At 68.1% G+C, this 19,568-nt stretch carries 22 protein-coding genes and 1 pseudogene; 5 read left to right on the forward strand and 18 right to left on the reverse strand.

What is annotated here, in order from left to right; all coding sequences use genetic code 11:
* Positions 1 to 7: 7 nt before the first annotated feature.
* The 3 genes and pseudogenes from NC4_RS16975 (at position 8) to NC4_RS16985 (ending at position 3,419) form a co-directional block, all read left to right on the forward strand.
* Positions 8 to 1,303, forward strand: coding sequence for a glycosyltransferase (locus NC4_RS16975; RefSeq protein ID WP_067539037.1), 1,296 nt, complete (start codon positions 8 to 10; stop codon positions 1,301 to 1,303).
* A 56-nt stretch (positions 1,304 to 1,359) separates the two neighbouring features.
* Positions 1,360 to 2,538, forward strand: a pseudogene (locus NC4_RS45295) (glycosyltransferase family 4 protein).
* Positions 2,539 to 2,615: 77 nt separating this feature from the next.
* Complete coding sequence (locus tag NC4_RS16985) at positions 2,616 to 3,419, forward strand: helix-turn-helix domain-containing protein (RefSeq protein ID WP_084529240.1); 804 nt, start codon at positions 2,616 to 2,618, stop codon at positions 3,417 to 3,419.
* Here NC4_RS16985 and NC4_RS16990 read toward each other — a convergent pair.
* From NC4_RS16990 to NC4_RS16995, 3 genes are all read right to left on the reverse strand, one after another.
* A complete protein-coding gene (locus NC4_RS16990; protein WP_084529242.1) occupies positions 3,409 to 4,296 on the reverse strand; it encodes a cytochrome P450 in 888 nt (295 codons plus the stop codon). The genes NC4_RS16985 and NC4_RS16990 overlap by 11 nt on opposite strands.
* Before the next feature lie 27 nt (positions 4,297 to 4,323).
* A complete protein-coding gene (locus NC4_RS39100) occupies positions 4,324 to 4,761 on the reverse strand; it encodes a cytochrome P450 family protein (protein ID WP_157554818.1) in 438 nt (145 codons plus the stop codon).
* A gap of 86 nt (positions 4,762 to 4,847) precedes the next feature.
* Positions 4,848 to 5,762 carry a LysR family transcriptional regulator gene (locus NC4_RS16995; RefSeq protein WP_067539041.1) on the reverse strand — a complete coding sequence of 305 codons (915 nt, stop codon included), beginning with the start codon at positions 5,760 to 5,762 and terminating at the stop codon, positions 4,848 to 4,850.
* Between the two features lie 115 nt (positions 5,763 to 5,877).
* Here NC4_RS16995 and NC4_RS17000 point away from each other — a divergent pair, with 115 nt between their 5' ends.
* Together NC4_RS17000 and NC4_RS17005 are read left to right on the forward strand one after the other, a co-directional pair.
* Positions 5,878 to 6,690 carry an inositol monophosphatase family protein gene (locus tag NC4_RS17000; RefSeq protein WP_067539042.1) on the forward strand — a complete coding sequence of 271 codons (813 nt, stop codon included), beginning with the start codon at positions 5,878 to 5,880 and terminating at the stop codon, positions 6,688 to 6,690.
* A 47-nt stretch (positions 6,691 to 6,737) separates the two neighbouring features.
* Complete coding sequence (locus NC4_RS17005) at positions 6,738 to 7,382, forward strand: NADPH-dependent F420 reductase (protein WP_067539045.1); 645 nt, start codon at positions 6,738 to 6,740, stop codon at positions 7,380 to 7,382.
* Positions 7,383 to 7,576: 194 nt separating this feature from the next.
* Here the strand turns inward: NC4_RS17005 and NC4_RS39110 are convergent, their stop codons facing one another.
* The 15 genes from NC4_RS39110 to NC4_RS17075 all read right to left on the reverse strand — a co-directional run bounded on the left by NC4_RS39110 (position 7,577) and on the right by NC4_RS17075 (position 19,395).
* Positions 7,577 to 7,702: a zinc-binding dehydrogenase gene (locus NC4_RS39110; RefSeq protein WP_281186315.1), complete on the reverse strand. Its 126-nt coding sequence runs from the start codon at positions 7,700 to 7,702 to the stop codon at positions 7,577 to 7,579.
* 56 nt (positions 7,703 to 7,758) lie between these two features.
* Complete coding sequence (locus NC4_RS17010) at positions 7,759 to 8,247, reverse strand: YbaK/EbsC family protein (protein WP_067539048.1); 489 nt, start codon at positions 8,245 to 8,247, stop codon at positions 7,759 to 7,761.
* A complete protein-coding gene (locus NC4_RS17015; protein ID WP_067539050.1) occupies positions 8,237 to 8,539 on the reverse strand; it encodes an ArsR/SmtB family transcription factor in 303 nt (100 codons plus the stop codon). The genes NC4_RS17010 and NC4_RS17015 overlap by 11 nt, the downstream gene beginning before the upstream one ends.
* A gap of 16 nt (positions 8,540 to 8,555) precedes the next feature.
* Complete coding sequence (locus tag NC4_RS17020) at positions 8,556 to 9,302, reverse strand: ABC transporter ATP-binding protein (protein WP_067539055.1); 747 nt, start codon at positions 9,300 to 9,302, stop codon at positions 8,556 to 8,558.
* On the reverse strand, positions 9,299 to 10,105 hold the full coding sequence (locus tag NC4_RS17025; RefSeq protein WP_067539056.1) for an ABC transporter ATP-binding protein: 807 nt from the start codon (positions 10,103 to 10,105) through the stop codon (positions 9,299 to 9,301). The genes NC4_RS17020 and NC4_RS17025 overlap by 4 nt, the downstream gene beginning before the upstream one ends.
* A complete protein-coding gene (locus NC4_RS17030) occupies positions 10,098 to 10,988 on the reverse strand; it encodes a branched-chain amino acid ABC transporter permease (RefSeq protein WP_067539057.1) in 891 nt (296 codons plus the stop codon). Before NC4_RS17030 ends, NC4_RS17025 begins: the two co-directional genes overlap by 8 nt.
* On the reverse strand, positions 10,981 to 11,883 hold the full coding sequence (locus tag NC4_RS17035; RefSeq protein WP_067539059.1) for a branched-chain amino acid ABC transporter permease: 903 nt from the start codon (positions 11,881 to 11,883) through the stop codon (positions 10,981 to 10,983). Before NC4_RS17035 ends, NC4_RS17030 begins: the two co-directional genes overlap by 8 nt.
* Entirely contained in the window at positions 11,880 to 13,061 is a 1,182-nt protein-coding gene (locus NC4_RS17040; RefSeq protein ID WP_084529246.1) for an ABC transporter substrate-binding protein, read from the reverse strand. Before NC4_RS17040 ends, NC4_RS17035 begins: the two co-directional genes overlap by 4 nt.
* 41 nt (positions 13,062 to 13,102) lie before the next feature.
* The gene (locus NC4_RS17045) at positions 13,103 to 13,906 is read right to left on the reverse strand and encodes a GNAT family N-acetyltransferase (protein WP_084529248.1); all 804 of its coding nucleotides are present in this window, start codon (positions 13,904 to 13,906) and stop codon (positions 13,103 to 13,105) included.
* Entirely contained in the window at positions 13,899 to 15,134 is a 1,236-nt protein-coding gene (locus NC4_RS17050; RefSeq protein ID WP_084529250.1) for an MFS transporter, read from the reverse strand. Before NC4_RS17050 ends, NC4_RS17045 begins: the two co-directional genes overlap by 8 nt.
* Positions 15,109 to 16,215, reverse strand: coding sequence for an SIS domain-containing protein (locus tag NC4_RS17055; RefSeq protein ID WP_169814817.1), 1,107 nt, complete (start codon positions 16,213 to 16,215; stop codon positions 15,109 to 15,111). Before NC4_RS17055 ends, NC4_RS17050 begins: the two co-directional genes overlap by 26 nt.
* A gap of 88 nt (positions 16,216 to 16,303) precedes the next feature.
* The gene (locus tag NC4_RS17060; protein WP_067539063.1) at positions 16,304 to 17,563 is read right to left on the reverse strand and encodes a D-amino acid dehydrogenase; all 1,260 of its coding nucleotides are present in this window, start codon (positions 17,561 to 17,563) and stop codon (positions 16,304 to 16,306) included.
* A 13-nt stretch (positions 17,564 to 17,576) separates the two neighbouring features.
* A complete protein-coding gene (locus NC4_RS17065) occupies positions 17,577 to 17,960 on the reverse strand; it encodes a RidA family protein (RefSeq protein ID WP_067539066.1) in 384 nt (127 codons plus the stop codon).
* A 10-nt stretch (positions 17,961 to 17,970) separates the two neighbouring features.
* Complete coding sequence (locus tag NC4_RS17070) at positions 17,971 to 18,711, reverse strand: aspartate/glutamate racemase family protein (protein WP_067539069.1); 741 nt, start codon at positions 18,709 to 18,711, stop codon at positions 17,971 to 17,973.
* Between the two features lie 36 nt (positions 18,712 to 18,747).
* A complete protein-coding gene (locus tag NC4_RS17075; RefSeq protein ID WP_169814818.1) occupies positions 18,748 to 19,395 on the reverse strand; it encodes a GntR family transcriptional regulator in 648 nt (215 codons plus the stop codon).
* Positions 19,396 to 19,568 lie beyond the last annotated feature (173 nt).

A 19,568-nucleotide genomic window follows, 5' to 3' on the forward strand; every position in this document is an offset into this window, starting at 1 on the left:
CGAGAGTATGCGCATCGCATTGTTGACGGCGGGCACCCGGGGCGATCATCAGCCGTATCTCGCCCTGGCCGACGAATTCCGTTCCCGCGGACACCATGTCGAGATGACCGCCACCGAGAACTACGCCGATGTGGTGCGGCGTTCGGGTTTCGAACCGCATGTCATCCCGTTCAACTCCGCGGAACTGCTGGAATCGCCCGCGGCCAAACGCGGGCTGTCCTCCGGCAATCCGCTGCCGTTCCTGCAGATCATGCTGGACACGGTGAAGATCATGGCGGGTGAGCGCGGGCAGCGCATGCACGAGATGCTCAGCGGCGCTTGCGAATCCGCCGATTTGACCGTCTCCTGCGCCTCGACCCTGCCGTGGGCCATGGAGCGCCGGGAGAAGACCGGGCAGCTGGTGATCGGCGGGCTGCCCTATCCACTCGAGCGCACCGCGGAGTTCCCGTCCTCGTTCATGGTCAAGCACATGATCTCGTCGCGCCGACTGCGGCTGGCCAGCTACTCGGCCTTCGAGCTCGCCTACGGCGTCGCGTACCGCAAGATGGACCGGCGCGTGCGCGAGATGATGGGCCTGCCCGGTAAGCCCCGCAATCCGTTCCGCCGCATTCGCGAGGACGGAATTCCGCTGGTGCACATGGTGAGTCCGGTGCTGCTGCCCAAACCCGCCGACTGGCCCGAGCGCTCGACGGTCGTCGGCGCGCCGATCCTGCCGCAGCATATGCGCGGGGCCTGGGGCGAGGCCGAGGTCGATCCGGCGCTGGACGAATGGCTCGACGAAGGTGAGGCGCCGGTCTACTTCTGCCTCACCAGTATGCCGATTCTCGATCCGGCCGGATTCTGCGACATGATCGCCGCGGTGTGCCGCCGCCTGGGCGTGCGCGCCCTGGTGACGGTGAAGGGCGAGGGCTATCCGCGCGGTATCGGCTACGACCGCGGGCTCTACGTGCTGGATTCCTTCGACTACGACCGCGTGCTGCCGCGCTGCGCCGCAGTGGTCCATCACGGCGGCAGCGGGAACTCCCACGATGTGCTGCGCGCGGGTCTGCCCGCGGTGGTGATCGGCGTGCACAGCGACCAGTTCTTCTACGGCTGGCGCATGTCGGCGCTGGGCATCGGCGCCGATTTCCCGTATCCGTCGCTCACCGCGGATCGGCTGCACGACGCCCTGGCCACGACCCTGACCCCGGGCGCGCGCGTCCGGGCCGCGGAGCTCGGCGAACAGGTCGCCGCCGAGAACGGCATCCGGGCCGCGGCGGACGCGGTGGAGAAGCTGGCCGTGACGACCCCGGCCCGCCCGTGACCGATCCCCTGCACATCGCGCTCTTCACCGACTTCCACCCGGCGCCCCTGGGCGGGGTGCAGACGGCCATGCGCTCGCTGTGCGACGGCCTGCTCGGACTCGGCCATCGCGTGACCGTATTCTGCCCGCCCGCACCGGAATCCACGCCCGCCGATCCCGAGACGATCGCGCTGCGGCCGGTACCGGGCCTGCGGCTGTCCAGCGGCGGGCCGGTGGTGCTCCCGACCCGGGCCAACCGGAAGCTGATCGATGCCGCGTTCGACGACCGCGGGCCCGTCGACCTGGTCCACACCCTGACCACCTAAGGCTGCGGCATCGCGGGCATTCGCGCCGCCCGCAGGCACGCGATCCCGGTCGTGCAGACCATGCAGAGCCGCGACGACACCGTCATCGAGAAGTATTCGCCGTCACCGTATCCGGCCGCGCTGACCATGCGGCTGCTGCACGGCGCGTTCGTGCCACTGCGCCACCGGCCGCCGCATCCCGGTGACAGCCGGACCACGCGGTTGGCCTGGCGGCCCCTCATCGCCCAGGCGCAGGCCGCCGACCGCGTCGTCGTCCCTACACAGCACTTCGCCCGCCGCCTGGCCGAGCGCGGCGTCGACCGCCCGATCCACGTGGTGTCGAACGGCATCGACGATGTGCTGATCGACCGCATCCGCACCGCGGCCGCGACGACGGCGACCACCGACGGGCCGCTGCGCGCCCTGTGGTGTGGACGGCTGTCGGCGGAGAAGCGCCCGCTCGAAGCCATCGAGATCGTGCGCCGCATCGACGGCTGCACCCTCGACCTCTACGGCAGCGGACCGCTCGCCGATCAGGTCCGCACGGCCGCGGCCATGACCGACCGCGTGCGCCTGCACGGCGAGGTCACCCAGTCCGACTGCCTGGCCGCCATGCGCCGCCACGATGTCCTGCTGCTCACCTCCGACTGCGACACCCAGGGCATGGTGCTGCTCGAGGCAGTGGCCATGGGGCTGCCGATCCTGTACTGCGATCCGGAACTCGCCGAGACCGTGCCCGCCCAGGGCGGCGTCCTCGCCCCGGATTCGTCGGTTGCCGCGCTCGCCGACGAGCTGCGGTCGCTGGCGCTGGACCGCACCCGGCTCCCCGCCCTGCGCGCCGCGCTCGCCGACCACGCCGACGAACCACGGCAGTCCCGGCACCTGACCCGAATCCTGGAGGTGTATTCCGACGCGCTCGCGGCGGCCGGTGCGGAACGGCAGATCACCTGATCGGAGACCGGGTGGTCTGCACGGTGCGGGCGGGCTGATAATGGTCCGGTAGTTATCAGGCTCGACGTGCTTAGGAAATGCGTTTGCACAATCAATTCCGGCCGGTCGACGCGGGAAAAATCCAGCAGCCCACCTTCGGATCGGCATTGCGCCGTTTACGCGACGAGCGCGGGGTGAGCCGGGAGAAACTGGCCGCGGCGACGAATGTCAGCGCGAGTTACATCACCCACCTGGAGAACGGTCAACGCGATCGGCCCACCCATTCGGTCGTCGACGCGCTGAGCGGATATCTGCACGCCGTCCAGCCGCTCAGCAATGCCGAACGCAGGCACCTGTTCGATCTGGCCCGGCTGGACGCCGCACCGCAGCCCTCGCTCGACGATTTGCGCGCGGCCCTGTCGCCCAGCGCCCTGGACGCCCTGCACCGGCACGAGCCCTGGCCCGCGGTCTACCTGGATACTCGCTCGAATGTATTGTCCTGCAACGAGTCCTACGGTCGCACCTTTGCCGGAATCCTCGACAACGGCAGCATTCTGCGCTGGCTGTTCCGCGATCCGCGCTCGCATGAGGTGCTGGTCGAATGGGAGCACGAGGCCATGCTGACCGTGGCGCTGGTCCAGGGTTTCATGGGCAGATCCGAGTACCCGGAGTGGTGGGCCGAAACCATCGAAGACCTCGCCGACAGTCCCGAATTCCTGCGCATCTGGAATGCCGTCGAGGCCGGATACGGCCGCGATCCGGCCTGGATGGCGCTGCGCCATCCGGAATCCGGCGAGCCGTACCACCTCGATTTGCGAGTATTCCAATTCGATTCCGTCGACTATCGCGACCGGATTCTTTTCGTGGCGGGCTTCGGCACCACCTCCGAGGTCACTCGCTGAGCCGCCGCGCCCGATATGCCACCCGGCAGGGCGCGGCGGGCCAGCGCGACTTGTTGCCGATATCGGGTTTCGGCGTGCCGGTGGTCAGCTCCAGGTCGTAACTCCGCAGCAACCGCGCCAGAATGATGGCCATCTCGAGTTTGGCGAACCGCGTGCCCAGGCATTTGTGGACGCCGCCGCCGAAGCCCATCAGTTTCGCGCGTTCGTGTTTGGCGTCCGGCCCGAGGTAGCGGCCGGGATCGAAGACCTCCGGGGCGTCATGTTCCTCCGGCAGTAGGTGATTCACCCTGGGCGAGGTGAGCACCTGGGTGCCCGCGCGAATGGTGTAGCCGTCGAGGTCGACATCGGCGGTGGCCTTGCGCAGCAGCACCGGCGCGATCGGATACAGCCGCTCGGATTCGTGAATGCACGCGTCGATGAACCGCAGCCGCTTCACCGCCTCCAGATCCAGGGGCCCGTCACCCAGTTCATCAGCTTCGGCGCGGGCGCGCTCGAACAGTTCCGGATGCCGCAACACCTCGATCACCGCCCAGGACAGATGCCCCGTGGTGGATTCGTGCCCGGCCCACAACAACAGCAGCACCAGATTGACGAGCACCTCGTCCGGCACCGCGGAACCATCGGAATAGGTTGCGGCGGCCAGTGTTTGCAGAAAATCCGGCTCGTCGAACGGTTGCTCGCGGCGACGCGTGATCATCGCGGTGAGATCCGCCTTCAGACTGGCCCCGGCCCGCGCCCCGAGAATCTTGCCGACGGTGGGCACGAACCGGGGCACGAAGGTCATCTGCTTGGAGAACCACCGGAACCGGCCGAAGACGTCATCGCCCATCTCGGCGGTGAACCGATCACCGAGAAACGAGAGCGCCGCGATATTCATGACCAGAATGCCGAGCTCGTGCGCGAGTTAGAATTCCCCACGCGCTCCGAGCCTTTCGACGAAGGCCCGCGCCTGCGCGTCCATGACCGCGGCGTACACCTCGTGCTGCCGCCCGGTGAACCGGGGCAGGATGATGTTCTTCTGCTCGCGGTACTCCTCTTTGCTCGCCAGGCTGAAGAAGTCGGGCGCGAACATGGTGCGAAAGAATGGATACGCCGCTTCGGTGGAGAGGTTTTCATCGTGAAAGAACCGCTGGCAGTTCTCGTTTCCGAGCACCACCACCGGATCCGGGTTCCCGGGCAGTTTGATCCGGAAGACCAGTCCGCGTTCGGCATAGCCGCGCGCCACCAGCCCTTCGGGATAGGCGGCCAGCTCACGAACGTGACCTAGTAGCGGCAGCCCGCCCGACAACAATGGCGGATGGTTTCCCGCAGCGGAAATACCGGTGGATATGGGCGTTTTCACACTTCCCCCTCGACGATTCGAGCGTGCCCCCTCTCGGACGCTCGAAATCATCATGGCACCGAAGGCATTCGGCCGACATACACCAGTCAGTACATATTAGATGGTGCAAGCAGTGCCTGGAGGGTTTCGGTGGCCAGGTCGCGCAGCCAGATGTGGGCGCGGTCTTCGTCATAGCGCTGGTGCCACAGCAGGTACAGCGAGACATCGGGCAGCCTGAGTGGCAGCGGCAGTGTGAAGAGGCCGAGTCGGTTCCGGGACGAGCGGGTGACCGCGTCGGGGACGGTGACCACCAGGTCGGCGTCGGCGGCAAGTTGCAGCGCGAAGGCGGCGGTGGGCCCGGCGGCGACGACGCGTCGTGTGAGGTCACGCGGGGCCAGGGCGTCGTCGATCGGGTCGCGCAAGCGTCCGCGCCGCGAAACGGTGACGTGTTCGGCGGCTGCGTACCGCTCGAGGCTCAGCGGGCCTTCGGTGAGCGGGTGGCCCGGTCGGACGGCGACGACCAGCCGGTCCGTGCCGACGAGGCGGTGGCGGATGTCGGGGAGCGTCGGCTGACTGGAGCTGGATTCGAGGTCGACCTCACCCCGGCGCAACTCGGGGGTGTCCGTGCCGGGTTCCGCGGGCAGGCGCAGCTGGACGCCGGGCGCTCGACGGTGGACGGCCGTGGTCAGCGCGGTGCCGCAAGCAGCGGTCAGAGCGTCGTGCAAGCGCACGGTGAACACCCGCTCCAGAGCCGCCAAGTCGAGTTCTTGCTGCGCGGACAGGAGTTGGTGAGCCTGCTGCACGAGGGCATGGACCTGGGCGCGCATGGCCAGCGCGCGGGTGGTGGGAACCATGCTGCGGCCGGTGCGGACCAGGATCTGGTCGCCTGTGGCCTTGCGGATGCGGCCCAGGGAGCGGCTCATCGCCGGTGCGGTGACGTGGAGCCGGGCCGCCGCGCCAGCAACACTGCCCTCTTCCAGCAGCGCGTCCAGGGCTGTGAGCAGGTTCAAATCCAATTGCATGACAGTAACTCTATAAGTGACAAGCATGCACTTGTTGTTAATTGTCGGGCGGCCTACCGTCGAAGTGCGGGTTCGAACGAACCGCCCCACATTCACGAACTCCAGGGAGCCCACGATGAGCACAGTCATGCCTTTCGACGCCGACACGACGCTCATGGCCGATGTGACCACGGCGGTGAAGACCGCTGGCCGCACGCTGCGCGGCCGCTACACCACGCACGCCCGAGGCGTGAGTCTGGACGAGGTCGTCGATGAGATTCACGCCAACGACGACGCGGTGCTGGACGTGCTGCGGGAGCCGCTGCTGAGGGCTCGACGGGGATCGCAGTGGGCCGAGGACGAGCTGGCCGGTGGCGAGCTCCCGCCCGGGGAGTGGTGGGTCGTCGACCCCGCCGAGGGCAATATCAACCACGTCCACGGCATGGAGGACTGGGCCGTCACCGCCACCCTGGTCCGCGACAACAGGCCGGTGCTCACCGTCGTCCACCTGCCGCTGACCGGCGACACGTACACCGCAGTCGCCGGCGGCGGCGCCCGCCTCAACGACCGGCCGCTGACGGTGTCCGCCAAGACCGATCTGGGCGCCGCGCTCACCGGCACCGGCCAGGCCAAGCCCGGCGAGGACGAGCGCACCTTCCGGCGGATCGGTGACTCCGTGACCGCCATGCTCATCAACGGCCTGGTCGTGCGCGTGTCCGTGCCCGCCACGATGCAGCTCATCCAGGTCGCCGCCGGACGCATGGACGCGTTCTGGCAGTTCTCCGACGTCCGCTCCGGCCTGGTCGCCGGCGCCCTGCTGGTCGCCGAGGCCGGAGGCGCCGTCACCGACCTGGCGGGCGAACCCTGGAACACGGGCAGCCGCGACTTCCTGGCCGCCGCCCCCGGCATCCACTCCGCCGCCCTCGAGGTCCTCGCACCGATCGCCTAGCCGGACGCCTCGGCATTCCCACCCGATACCGCAAGGAGTATCACGTCATGACCAGCATCGGCATCCTGGGCACCGGCCGCGTCGGCGCCAACCTCGCCCGCAAGCTCTCCGCAGCCGGACACCACGTCACCCTCGGCAGCCGCAGCCCGGAAGACGCCGCCGCCCGCGCCGCCGGGCTCACCCCGCGGATTGCCTTCGCCGACCAGCGCACCACCGCCCGCACCGCGAACATCGTGATCAACGCGACGCCCGGCGACAGCTCCCTGGACCGCCTGACCGACCTGCGGACCGAGCTCTCCGGAAGAATCCTCGTCGATGTCTCCAACGCCACCCGCGACGCCGCGGACGGCCTGCCCGGCGACCTGTGCTATCCCGGCAGCAGCCTCGCCGAAAAGCTCCAGGCCGCACTCCCCGACACCCATGTGGTCAAGACCCTCAACACCATGCTTTTCATGGTCATGACCGCTCCCGAAGCCCTGGCCACCCCACCCACCATCTATGTCTCGGGCGACGACGAGAAGGCGAAGCGGACCGTCACCGGCCTGCTCGGCGACCTGGGCTGGCAGCCCGCATGGATCGAGAACCTCGGCGACATCACCACGGCCCGCGCCACCGAGGCCATGATCCTGGCCGTGCCCCACATCCTGCGCCGACACGGCTTCGAGCCCTTCGCCATCTCCCTCGCCCGCTGACCTCGAGGAAACCGGATCAGCGCCGCCCAGCGCCACGGCGACATCGATGGCGCCGCGGATCCGGAGTTGTTGGCGGCACTGCTACTGACGGTGGTCCGAGGTATCGAGGCGGTAGGCAAGGCTGGCATGGACCCGGACGCGCTGCGGAACATCGCGAACACCGCACTGGCGGTCCTGCCCAGGCCGGGCGCTTCTCACGCCACCTTGATGACAACCTTGCCCGAAGAGTGACCGTTCTCGACGGTGGCGAGGGCGGCCGGGGCGTCGGAGAGCGGATAGACCGCGGTGATCACGGGTGCGAGGACTCCGTCGAGGGCCAGCTCGGCATCGGAATAGTGACGCTGCGCTCGGACAGCTCACCGATCCGCATCTCTGTTCATTCCGCGGCAGTGATGGCCGCGATGCGCGGGGTGGCCAGGCGAACGTAGTCCTCCGTGGCCAGTGCGATGGAGCGGTCCAGGCGGGCGGCGTTGAAGTAGAGCTCGGGGAGGTCCAGCAGGGCCGGGTCGGCGACGAGTTCCAGGTCGGGGTGGTAGCTGACCGGCAGGACGGTGCCGCTGACGCTGCCCGCCAGGGCCTCGGCCTTGTCCTGACTCGCGAAGGCGACGTAGGTGCCCTCGTGCAGGGCCTTGACGGCCTGGAGGTCGACGCGCGCATGGCCGGGCACGACGGCGAGAACATGGCGGGTCTGCTTCTTGCCGATCTTGACCATGACGATCAGGCATTTGGCGGCCTGCGAAACATCATGGCCCCGAAGGGCGCTCACCAGTTCGGTGCGACCCTCCGGCGCGTGGTCGATGAGCCGATAGCGGGCCCCCGCCGCGTCCAGATCCGAGATCAACCGGTCGTACAGCTCACCACTCACCGCTCAGCATCTCCTTCGCCTCGGCAATACGATTCTCGTTGCGCTGGTAGAACACCCACTGTTTGATCTTCGTGCCGGTGACCAGGCCCGCCTGGGCGAGCACCTTCAAATGCTCACCGCAGGTCGGCTGGCTCACGCCGAGCTTCTGGGCGATGAGCATGGAGCAGACGCCGTCCAGTACGAGATCCCCGTCCCGCTGCTTCGGGAAGTGCGCCTCGGGGTCGCGCAGCCAGTCCAGGATCTGCAATCGCTTGTCATTGGCCAGCGCCTTGACCAGGTCCACCTCCAGCATTTAGGCATTATGGCAATTAGCTAATTAATTGTCCAGCCTCGGGCGCCGGACCGGTGCCGAGGTACAGGTCGCCGATGGTGGGATCGTCGGCTATCTCGCAGGCGGCGCCCGCGCGGGCGATCTGACCGGCGACGAGGACCACGCCGCGATCCGAGATGCGCAGGGCGGCATGGGCGTTCTGTTCGACCAGCAGGACCGTGACGGCGGTGTCGTGGCACAGGTCGCGGACGGATTCGAAGAGCTCGTCCAGCAGGCGGGGCGAGAGGCCCGCGGAGAGTTCGTCGAGCAGGAGCACGGCGGGCTCGGGCATGAGGGCGCGGGCCATGGCCAGGAGCTGGCGCTGACCGCCGGAGAGGGAGTCGGCGCGAGCGTGCGGGCGGCGGGCCAGATCCGGGTACATGCCGAGGATTTCGGTCATGCGGCGGCGCCGGGTGCGGCGCGGCAGGGTGATGCCACCGATTTCCAGGTTCTCGAGGATTGTCATGGGGGCGAAGACATTCGAGAGCTGTGGGACGTAGGCGATGCGATGGTCGAGGACGCGGGCTCGTTCGGAGACGGTGGTCAGATCCGCGCCCGCGACGAGCAAGGACCCGGAGGTGCAGCGGGCGGTACCGGCGACGACCTTCAGCAGTGTGCTCTTACCGGATCCGTTGGGGCCGATCACGGTGGTGATGGACGCGGCGGGCGCGGTGAGCGAGATATCGTGCAGGAACGCGGATTTGCCGTATCCCGCGGTGATGTTCGACAGCGTCACGGCGGTCATGCCGACACCACCTCCACAGCCGGTGCGAGATGCTCGGCGGCCGAACCGAGATAGGCGCGGCGGACCGCCTCGTTGGCCGCCAGTTCGCGCGGGCTGGAATGGGCCACGACCGCGCCACGATCGAGGACATACACCGAATCCGCCGCGTGGGCCACGAATTTCATATCGTGCTCGACGAAGACGACGGTGGTGCCGCGAGCTTGCAATTCCCGCAGGCGGTCGGCGAGCTTGGTGCGCAGCGTGGGGTTCACACCGGCCATGGGTTCGTCGAGCAGAAGCAGCCGCGGCCGCCCCATGAGGGCCGCGCCGAGTCCTATGAGCTTCTGCTGACCGCCGGACAGGTCCCCGGCGCGATGGTCCTCGAAATCCGGCAGCTCCAGCCAGCCCAGCAGCTCGCGGGCGTGCGCCACCGCCGCCCGCCGCTCCTGCAGGGCCGTGCGGTGGCGCAGCGCCGAGCGCAGAACCGAATTGTCTTGCGGCAGTGACGCACTGGCGACAAGCAGTTCCAGCACCGTCATGCCGACCGGCAGCCGCGCGTGCTGGAAGGTGCGCCGCACGCCGTGGCGCGCGATCCGCCACGGCGCCGATCCCTCGACGCGGACCCCGCCGACCGATACTGTCCCGGCATCGGGGGCGACGAATCCGGACGCCACATTGAGCAGCGTGCTCTTACCGGATCCGTTGGGCCCGACGACGGCCACCGCCGCGCCCGCCTCGACCCGCAGGCTCACCGCGTCGAGAGCCTTCAGCTTCCCGAACGAGCAAGAGATATCGGATGTCTCGAAGATGATGTGCTCAGACATGAACCCTCCTCGGCCGATCGGCCACCAAACCCTGCGGCCGCACCAGCAGGAACCCCAGCAGAATCGCCCCGACCAGCAGAATGCGCAGCGCCGCGAACTGGTCGTCGGCCAGCCCCAGGAAGATGTCGAAATAGCGGGTGCCGTTGTAAACGGTCTCCACCACCACCGCGCCCGCGATGGCGCCGCCGATCCGTCCCAGCCCGCCGACCACGATCATGGTCAGCACCAGGAAGGTCTCGAACGGCAGCAGCTGATCCGGTCCGACGAAGGAGATGTCGGCGGCATAGAAACCGCCCGCGGCCGCCGCCATGGCCCCGGCCAGGGCCAGCGCCCGGCTCTTGGCCGACACCACATCGATGCCCACCGCGGCGGCCATGGGCTCGTTGTCCCGGATCAGCCGCAGCGACCGGCCCAGGTCCGACCGGTCGACATGCCGGGCCACCAGCACCGTCGCGCCCAGGAACAGCAGGGCCAGGCCCAGGGTGGCGAGGGTTTCGGCGGTGCCGTGCAGCTCGCCCCACAGCGGTGCCACATTGCCGATGCCCCACATGCCGCCGGTGAGGCCGTCGGTGTTCGAGATGACCAGGCGCAGCAGTTCGGCCACGGCCAGCGTCACGATGGCCCAGTACACGCCGCCGAGCGTGCGCCCGAGGCGGCCGAGCAGATATCCGGCGGCCGCCGCGAGGGCCATACCGAGCAGCAGTCCGAGCCAGACGTTGTAGCCCGCGTGGCCGACGATGGCGACGGCGTAGCCGCCGAGGCCGACGAAGGCCACCTGTCCGAAGTTCACGAGTCCGGCGGTCCCGGATTGCAGATTCAGGCTGATCCCGGCAATGGCGTTGACGCACACCAGGATCGCGATCCAGCCGAGGTACTCAAACATGCCGCGACCTCGTCCCGAGCAGCCCCTGCGGGCGGAAGATCAGCGCCAGGATCAGGAAGACGAATCCGATGGCGGGCCGGTAGCTCACCGGAATGGATTCGACCGGAACCGCACCGGCGCCGAAATCGAGGGCCAGCGCCAGGGATTCGAGCAGCGCCACCCCGTAGGAGGCCAGCACCGCGCCCAGCACACTGCCGAGACCGCCCACGATGGCGGCCGAGAACACCGGCAGCAACAGGGCGAAACCCAGTGTGGGACCGGCCGCGGACTGTAGCGCCAGCCCGATACCGCTGAGCGCCGCGAGCCCGCCGCTGAGCACCCACACCGTGGCCACCACCCGCCGGTGATCGACGCCGGAGATGCGCGCCAGCACCGGATCGGCGGCCACCGCGCGGACCTGCTTGCCCAATGAGGTCCAGCACAGCACGGCCCCGGTCAAGGCCAGCGCGGCCAGGCTCAGCGTCACCAGCCGCACCTGTCCGGGTGTGATGGTGGCGCCCAGAATCGTTGCCGCCCGCTCCAATTCGTGCGGTATCTCGCGTGGCCGCGAACCGTAGACCAACTGGATCACGGCCTGCACCACCACCGACACCGCCAGCGAGCCGATCATGGCGGGCATCTCGCCCATGGCGAGCAGGCGCCGGAAGATCAGCTCGTACAACGCGATACCGAGACCGATGGCCACCGCCGCCCCGATCAGCCCGGCGACCGGCACGATGAACAATCCGGACAGCGAGACCGTCGCGTACGCGCCGACCGTAGCCAGCTCCAGCTGCGCCACATTCGCGAACCGCATGGTGCCGTAGACCAGCGTCAGCGAGACCGCCAGCAGCGCGATGGTGCTGCCCCGGATCAGGGCGTCCGCAATGAGATCCGGGGGCGCCTGCGTGATCATCGGAACTCGATCTTCCCGTCCTTGACGGTGCCCAGCGCATAGGGCTGCAACAATCGCTGCCCGTCCGGTCCCACCGCCAGCGGCCCGGTCACGCCCTGATAGGAGGCCGCCACCTCCGGAATGGCCGCGGCGATCTTCGAGGCATCCGGCGCGCCCGCCTTCTCGATGGCAAGGGCCGCCAAATGCACGGCGTCATAGGTGAATCCGCTGAACGAGGTGATCAGGGTCTCGCCGTAGGTCTGCTGGTAGTAGGTCCCGTAGACGCTGCCGCCGACCGCGGCCTGCACATCCATTCCGGTGCGCCCCTCCACCGCCGTGGCATCGGAGTCCGGCACGTCCTGGGACATGTAGATGTCGAAGACGGGCTTACCGGTCAGGCCCAGCTGGAACATCTCGGCATTGATGGTCGCCCCGTCCTTGCCGTAGGTGGTCACCACGTAGGCGTCCGGTTCGGCATTCTGCAATCGCGTCAGCTCGGCCCGGTAGTCGGGTTGCCCTTCGGTGTAGAGCGAGCTGACCGCCACCGTCCCACCGCGCGCCGCGAACACATTCGCGACCGATTCGGCGATGCCGCTGCCGTAGGCATTGTTCGGCGCGAGAATCGCGATCGATCGGAATCCACGGTCGTACAAGGTATTCGCGGAGAACTCCCCCACCTTGTCGTCGAGTCCGATGGCGGAGAACTGCAATTCGCCGGTCTGCCGCAGCTCGATCGACGAACTGCCCACATTGATGCCGACCACGCCGCTCTGCTGGAGATACTGCTGCAGCGGAATGGTATTGCCCGAGGCGTATTCACCCAGGACCAGCGGCACCCGCGATACGGTCACCAGTTTCCGCGCCGCCGAAATCGTGGCCGTCGTCTGCCCTTGCGAATCCTCGACCTCCACGACGAGTTTGCGCCCGAGCACGCCATTACGGGCGTTGATCTCGGCGACCGCGAGTTCGATACCGCGTTGCAGATCCTTTCCGACGGTGGCATTGGTGCCGGTCATGGGAATCACCGCGCCCAGCGTGACGGTGCCCTGCAAGGTGGGATTGGCGGTCGGCAACGGTGTGGTCTGCACCGCGGGCGAGGCCGCGTCGCCGTCTTTCTCGGCGCGCCCGGTGAGCAGCGTCATGGCCACGGCCGACGCGGAAAGCAGTAGTAATACGGGATTTCGCCGAAACAGCTTCATAATAGAACTCTCTTCTCTATTGCATGCAGTGTCGCATGCAGTCAATGCTCCCGCACCTTGGCGGCGAGCAGCGGTACCGAACGCAGCCCCATGCTGCGATAGAGCGCCACGGCGGGAATGTTGTCCTCGTCCGCGAGCAGGCCGACGGTGCCGAAGGTGCGCAGCGCCTCGTGCACCAGGAAGGTGGCGACGGCGCGGCCCAAACCCTTACCGCGCAAGGCGGATTCGACGGTCACGCCGGAGATCAGGCCGACGCTCTCCTCCGACCAGGCCCACGCCCCGGCCGCGACAATGCGCTCGCCGATGGCAATGCGGGCCCAGCGCTCCACCCCCGCCCGGCCGGGCTGGGCATAGGAGTCGGGAAAGTTGGCCGTCAGCAGTCCGGCAATGCCCGCCATATCCCGGCGGTGCGCCCAGCGGACCGGCGAGGACACCGACAGCCGCTGCGCCGGAAGCACATTCGAATAGCTGAGGCGCAGCTCTGCCCGTTCCTCGGCGACACCGGTCCGCCACATCCAGTAGAAGTCACCGCGGCGTTCCAGCTCGGGGAGCCGGGCCACCAGGTGCTCGATCAGCGTCCGGTCGCCGAAGGGACGGTAGGTCGGGCCCAGCAGGGGCAGCAGCTCCCACAGCAGTGCGGCGGCCGCGTCCGGATCACCGATCATCAGGACTCGATCGCGTTGCGCGAGCGCGGGTCTGGCAATGGCGGCCGCGGCGCCGTCGTCGGAGTACCAGGCCCGCGTGGACGACGCACCGGTGCGCGCCCGGATGCCCTGCGCCACCCAGCGGCGCAGCGGGTCACCACCGACCAGGACCGAGATCTGCGGTGGGCTCAGTTCAAACATGGCGCCGCCCTTCGTCTCGGGCGGGCCGCACCAGCGCCGCGGCCGCCAGGACCGACAGGCCCGCGGCCGCGCACAGGTACACCAGCAGGGTCGGCACGAAACCGAATCGGGTGGCGCACACCCCGGCCAGCAGCGGCGGAACGGCGAAGGCCAGATAGTTCACCACGAAGATCACCGACAGCACCCCACTGCGCTGGGCGGGCGGTATGGCCCGGCCCAGCACCGCCGTGGCGAGGAACAGCGCCGCGCCGAAGGCGATTCCGGCCAGCAGGCAGCCGAGCAGGAACACCCCGGCGCTCCCGACCCCGACGCCCATGATCAGCACCGCCGTGCCCGCGGCCAGACCGGCGCAGGCGATCAGGGTGCGCCACGCGGTCGCCGGTCGCGGCCGCAGCAGGCTCGCGGTCACCGCACCCGCGCCCGGCAGGACGACGATCGTGAGCGCTCCGGCAATGCCGCCGCGCACCCCGAACACCACCGGCATGAAGCTCGGCGCGAGCGCCAGGAACAAACCTCCCACGCTCCACGCCGCGATCAGTGTCGGCGCGAAGCGCAGGAAGGGGCCGCGGAAGCCCGGCGGCAGCGCGAAACGGATCCGGGTGCCGCCCGCCACCGGCCGCCGCACGTCGAGCGAGTCGGCGCGCACCCGGTGAATCAGCAGCGCCACAACCAGATACAGCGCAGCCAGCGCCACGAACACGGTGCGCCGCGGCCACGGCAGGACGTCTATGAGAATCGCCGACAGCAGCGCCCCGGCGCCCGGCCCGAGCGTGGGCGCGACCGCCGTGACATACGACCCGAGCTGCGGCCGGGTCTGCAGATCGATCACCGACGCCCCGAAGGCCCCGGTGGCCGCGCCGGTCGCGAAACCCTGGACGATCCGGGCCAGCAGCACTTCCGGCAGCCCGCGCGCCGCCGCGAACAACAGCATCGCGCCCGCCAGCACCAGCAGGGAGACCACCAGCACCCGCCGCCGCCCCACCCGGTCCGACAATTCGCCGAAGCCCAGCAGCGCCGCCAGCAGCGCGATCACGTACACCACGAACACCAGCGCCACGATGGAGGGCGAGAAGCCCCAATCCTGCTGGTAGACACGATAAACCGGGGACGGGGCCCCGGCCCCGGCCATCATGCCCAGGAAGCCGCCGGCGACCAGCCGGAACGCACCGGCCGCCGCGCGGTCCCGAGGTGGTGCGCCCGCGCTAGCCGGCGAGTTCGAACTCGGCATCGATCGTCGAACTGTGGTACCAGGAATTTCCGGCCGCCGAGGAGATCAGATCCCTCGACTCCACATCGCGATACCGCCCGAGTGCCAGGCTCGCGCGCTGGATGATGTCCAGCGCGCTGAAATAGCGGCTCAGGAAGTCCTCACCCCGCAAGGGCAGCACGGTGACGGTGATGCGATCGTTCTGCGGTCGCGCCGCAGTGAGCAGATCGACCAGATTGCGCCCCTTGGCCTTGGTGTAGTCGTCGTCCTCGGGGTCGGCGACCCACAGCACGCTGTGTTTGGTCTCCGGATCCGAGAGCGTGGCGACCTCGCTGTGACAGAACTCGTGGAAATAGTTCCGCGAGGCGGGCACCATGGCCATTTCGTTGATGTGCATCTTCGCCAGCTTCAGCAGGCTTTCGAACCATTTCGGCGAGGCGATCATGAGAATGTTCGCGTCCTGGCTCTTGAAGGCGAATTCCTCGACGAGCGCGCGGGATTCGTCGTCGTAGACCTGCTCGAGCTCCTCCGACAGCGCCGCCAGCCGGGCGTGGTGATCGTCGGCGATCAGCCCGAACTCGTGGAACATGTCCATGAGGATCGCGAAGTACTGCGACACGTGGAACAGCGGATACTCCCGGTCCGGCTCCTTCAGCCGCCAGTAGGCGATGGAGGTGCCGTCGCGGCGACCGGCCTCGGCCAGCGGACCACCCGAGGTGAGCAGCATGGTCCGGTCGTGCGCCTCGCGAATGGCTTCGTAGGCGCGCAGCGGCTCGTTGGAGTAGCCGCTGTAAGAGCTGATGATGAAGACCGTGCCCGGATCCTCCAGCACCGATTTCGGCGCCAGGAAGCGGAATTCGTAATCGTTGAGCACATACACCTCCACCGGCAGGCCGATTTCGGTGAAGTAGCCGCGGACGATATCGGACACGATCGCCGAGCAGCCCATACCGGTGAAGACGATGCGCTTGACCTTCCCGGTGCGGAACATGTCGACGAGTTCGGGCCGCATGGCATCGATGGAGTACTCGTCGAATTTCCGCAATCCGGCCTTGTACTCGCGTTCGATGAATTCTTCGTATCTATCGAGACGTGGTTTCACAGCGTAGGTCCCCACTGTTTGTGATGGATATGAACAAAGGCGCCGTTGCCCACTCCCCGGCCCGCACCCCGCGCGGGAAGACTCGGTGCTACCGCCGGAACGCGCGCACCGCGAAGGGCGCCACATCGACGGCAGGCTGCCGACCAGCCATGAGGTCGGCGAGCGCGCGGCTCGATCCGCACGCCATGGTCCAGCCCATATGGCCGTGGCCGGTGTTGTAGTAGAGGTTGTCGTGGCGGTGGCCGCGGCCGATGATCGGCGGACCGTCGGGTGTCATGGGACGCAGGCAGGACCGCATGCGGGCGGTCTCCCAGTCAGCGGCGGCCGGGAAGAGCTCGCGCGCCATGGCGAAGATATTGCTGAAGTCCTCGGGCGTGAATTGACGGCTGTAGCCGCCGAATTCGGCGGTCGAGGACATGCGCAGCCGGGAGCCCATGCGCGACCAGGCCACCAGGGTCGCCTCGTCCACGCCGCCGTAGGTCGGTGCGGCCGTCTCATCGGCGATATCGACGGTCAGCGAATAGCCCTTCGCGGGATACACCGGCAGCCGCTGCCCGACCGTCCGGGACAGGAAGGGACTGCCGACGCCGGTGCAGATCACATAGTTGTCGCCCCGGTAGAAGTCCTTGTCGGTCTCCAGTCCCGTGATCCGGCCGTGGTGCTGCACCAGTCCGCGCGCCGTGACCCCGGTGTGGAATTCGACGCCCAGCTTCTCGCACACCGTGGCGAGATTGGCGCTGAACTTCTCCGAATTGCCGGTCCCGTCGGTCTTTCCGTAGATGGCGCCCTTGATGATTCCGGTCGCGCCCGCGAAGGCCGGATCCATGCGCGCCACCTGCTCGGCGGTCAGCGCCTCGATCTCCTGCCCGTGGTCGGCGAGCAACCGCATCTTGCGCAGACCGAGGTCGAGTTGCGCATTGTCGCGGTAGAGGTAGAGCGCGCCGCGGCGGTCCTCGTCGTAGTCGACGCCCTCCTCGTCGACGAGGCGGTACATCTCGCGCTGGCTGTACTGGCACAGCGCGAGTTTGGCCAGGGTATTGGCCCGGGCCCGGCCCGGCGTGCACTCGCGCAGGAACTGCAGACCCCAGCCCAGGAAGCGCGGGCTGAGCGTCGGTTTCACCCGGATGGCGGTGCGCTCCCCGCGCAGTGAGCGCACCAGCATGCGCGGCGCCTGCGGCGAGGCCCAGGCGAAGGAGTGGCTGGGCGCGATGAGCCCGGCATTGCCGCCGGTGGCGTCCTGCCCGAGTTCGGCGCGCTGTTCCAGCACGGTCACGCTGTGGCCCTGGGCGGCAAGGTAATAGGCCGTCGTCACGCCGACGACGCCGCCTCCGATCACTACCGTGTGCATGGTCCCGGCCCCCTCACGCCACCGCGATGGATTGGACTTCGACGACCAGGCCGTCGAGAAGCAGGCCCGCCACCACCGTCGCCCGGGCCGGGCGATGCGTGCCGAAGCCCTCTTCCCACGCCCGGTTGAATCCGGGCAGAGCCTCGAGCGAGGTGACGAAAACCGTTGCGCTGGCGATGGCCTTGAGATCGAGGCCGAACTCGGACAGGATCACCCGCATCCGGTCCAGGATCACCGTCGTCTGCTCGTACGCGTCGCCCGGAGCCACCACCGCATTGCCCGCGTCGAGGGCGACCTGACCGGCGAGAAACACGAATCCGCCCGCCCGCGTCGCCTGCGAGTACGGGAACAGGGCCGGACCGAGGGTTGCGGGATTGACCATCATGACATTCGACATCGACTGCTCCTCAATAGATTCCGTGATAGACCTTGGGCACGACGGCGCGCTCGACGAAGTCGATGAGCGCCACCCAGTCGAAGACCGGGATGCCGACGGCCTCGTGCACCGCCCGCGAATAGACCGGCAGATCACTGCATTCCAGGAGCAGGGCGCCGATATCCGGATGCTCGACCAGCAACTCGCGACAGGCCTGGACGACCTCGTCGCGCATGACATCGCTGTCGAGCTTCCCGGATTCCTCCAGCACCACCGATCCGAAGTGCGAGTAGGACTCCAGCCCGGCGAATACCGTCGCGGCGTCCCGGCGCACGCCGACCGATTCCAAGAGCCGGTCGGTGACGGCGGCCGAATTGGCCACCACCACACCGATTTTGCGCTCGGCGCCGATGAGCGAACGCAGGAACGGCGTCAGCAGCAGACTGCTCATGAACACCGGCACCGCCACCGCGTCCGCCACCGCCCGCTGCCACAGCCCGAAGAATCCGCAGTTGCTCGTAATCGCCCGCACGCCTTCGGCTTCCAGCCGCCGGGCGGCGCTCACGATCACCTCGGTGAAGGTCTCCTGCGCGGCGGCGCCGCGCAGGATCTCCGCACCGGGCACCTCCACCGGCAGATACCGCACCGGATAGTCGAAGCTCGCGGCGTGATTCACATCGCCGGGAATGAAGGGAATGTGCCACTGCGCACAGATGATTCCAATCGGGTAGCCGTAGGCCGTCTGGCCGGAGCGAGCGGTGAAGAGTGCCATTGGCACCTCCTAGATGCATTCAACTTTGCATGCAGTCTATGAGCAGTCGTATGCACCGGCAACCGCTGGCGGCAATTCGCGCTGGGGCGCAAGGGGGTTGGCGGCCCGTTCGGCGGCATCGCCGTCGCGCTTCTGCAGGGCGGCCTCGATCATGCGATGCCCCTCGATCGAGGCCACGGCCTCCTCGTCGCTGTAGAGGTCGGCGATGCGGTAGTTGAAGAAGTGCTCGCTGTTCTGGCCATTGAGCTTGCTGAGCCGGGCATTGCCCGCGGCGGTCAGGATGGCTCGATGGAACTCGGTGTTCTTGTCCACCAGCACTTGCCGGGCTGACCTGGCCAGAGTGACCGTGCCCGCGCCGACCTCCAGGACGGCGTCGATGGCCTCGCGGGTGGCCCGCTCGGCGGCCAGCCGGGCAGCCATACCCTCGAGCGCCGCGCGCACCTCGTAGATCTCCTTGATCTCCGACGGGGTGAACTCGCGCACCGCGAACCCGCGCTTGGCGGGCACCACGAGCCCCTCGGACGCCAGCAGGTACAACGCTTCCCGCACGGGCGTGCGCGAAACCTGAAGCTTGTCCGCGAGATCCGCGGCGACCAGGCGCTCCCGGGGGCGCAGGTCCCCTTCGATGATCTGACGGCGAAGCAGATCCCGGGCCTCGAGCGTCAAGGACGAAGGTTCGGACACGGTTCGGGCCCCTCTCGAGCGGCAGAGCAATTTACCTGAGTTTACATGCATTACTGCATGCTCCGATTCGGATGCTGTGGCGGCGTCCTCATTTCGAGAGTGATTGTGTCGTGGGATACATCCGGCTACTATGCGGTCTGAGACCGGCCGGTGCCAGAACTCGGGGCGGCCGG

The organism is Nocardia crassostreae, from assembly GCF_001613405.1.
Classification (GTDB): Bacteria; Actinomycetota; Actinomycetes; order Mycobacteriales; family Mycobacteriaceae; genus Nocardia; species Nocardia crassostreae.